General features: G+C 64.2%; 1 protein-coding gene and 2 pseudogenes. All 3 read left to right on the top strand.

What is annotated here, in order from left to right:
• Positions 1-265 (top strand): annotated as a pseudogene (locus tag EN906_RS34020) (ABC transporter permease); the annotation flags it as partial.
• A gap of 2 nt (positions 266-267) precedes the next feature.
• Complete coding sequence (locus EN906_RS34015; protein ID WP_127267958.1) at positions 268-1,203, top strand: ABC transporter permease; 936 nt, start codon at positions 268-270, stop codon at positions 1,201-1,203.
• A gap of 47 nt (positions 1,204-1,250) precedes the next feature.
• Positions 1,251-1,458: pseudogene (locus tag EN906_RS34010) on the top strand (4-pyridoxolactonase); the annotation flags it as partial.

The raw sequence follows: 1,458 nt of genomic DNA, 5'->3' as shown, positions 1-1,458 counted from the left end.
CGGCGCCCAGGGCAATGTCCGCCCCGCCTGGAATCCCGCCTACGGGCTTGCCGTGATACCCGCCGTGTTTCTCGCCCGTATGAACGGCTTTGCGGCCATCGGCTTCGTGTTCCTGCTTTCGGTGCTTTCGATCGGCGGCGAGAGCGCGGCGCGCCGGCTCGGCGTGCCCAATCATTTCACTCTGGTGCTGGTTTCCATCGTGCTGATCGTGCTCGCGCTCGCCGAATATTTCGATCACCGATACAACCAGTCGCGGAGGGCCTAGGCATGACCGGGCTGTTCAGCGAAGTCTTTCTCAGCGCGCTCCTGTTCGGCGCCGTCACCGCGGCGATCCCGCTGCTGCTTGCCGGGCTCGGCGAGCAGATCTCCGAGAAGGCGGGCGTGCTCAATATCGGCATCGAAGGCATGATGCTGGCCGGCGCCTATCTCGGCTTTGTCGGCGCTTTCTATTCCGGGTCGCTGTGGCTGGGTTTTCTCACCGGTGCCGCCGGGGGTGCTGCGGTGGCGCTTGTCATGGCGCTGCTTTGCGTGCGCATCGGGCTGAACCAGATCGTCATCGGCATCGCGCTGACCTTGGGGCTCGAGGGCCTGACGGCACTGCTCCACCATTTCCAGTTCTCACGCAGCTACCCGCGCCTGCCCGCGGCGGATGCGACCGTCATTCCGCTGCTTTCGGACATCCCGGTCATCGGGCCTGCATTCTTCAAGCATCATCTGATCGTCTATCTGGCGGTCGCGCTGGTTTTCGGCATGAGCTACCTCTATCGGCGCACGCAACTCGGCCTCAATTTGCAGGCGGCAGGCGACAAGCCGGCCGCGCTCGATGTCGCCGGCATCGATGTCGTGCGGACCCGCACCATCGCCGTGTTGACGACCGGAGCGCTGGCTGGGCTCGGCGGCGCCTATCTCGCCAATGTCGGGGCTGGGCTGTTCATTCCGTTCATCACCAATGGCGCGGGCTTTCTCGGCATCGTGCTGGCCATGCTGGCGCGCGGTCGCCCGATCTGGGTGCTGTTCGGTGCGTTGCTGTTCGGTGTCTGCCTGTCGCTGACGACGGCCATGCAGGTGGCCGGGATCAACATACCGACCGACATCATCCAGATGCTGCCGTTCCTGGCGGTGATGATCATGCTGGTGCTGTTCGGCCGGCGCGCGAGCCTGCCGGCGGCGCTCGGCATTCCATACGAGCGCGGCGCGCGCTGAGGACAATTCATGCGCGGATGGGACCCGCGCCAATAAAGGAGGCAAGAATGTCGGATACCAAGGTCTACCTGCTCGATGGCGGCTCGCTCGTTCTCGACGGCTATCATGTGTTCTGGAATCGCGGCCCTGGCGGCGAAGTGCGCTTCCCGGTCTATTCGATCCTGATCGAGCATGCCGAGGGCCGGTTCCTCATCGACACCGGCTACGACTACGATCACGTGATGAAGGTGCTGCCGTTCGAAAAGCCGATCCAGG

It is taken from the genome of Mesorhizobium sp. M7A.F.Ca.CA.004.06.1.1 (genome assembly GCF_003999135.1).
Classification (GTDB): Bacteria; Pseudomonadota; Alphaproteobacteria; order Rhizobiales; family Rhizobiaceae; genus Mesorhizobium.
This window is presented reverse-complemented; position numbering and strand designations above follow the sequence as displayed.

Bases quoted from the DNA above. Each gene is read 5' to 3' on its own strand.
- EN906_RS34015 (WP_127267958.1), top strand. From the start codon at position 268: ATGACCGGGCTGTTCAGCGAAGTCTTTCTCAGCGCGCTCCTGTTCGGC.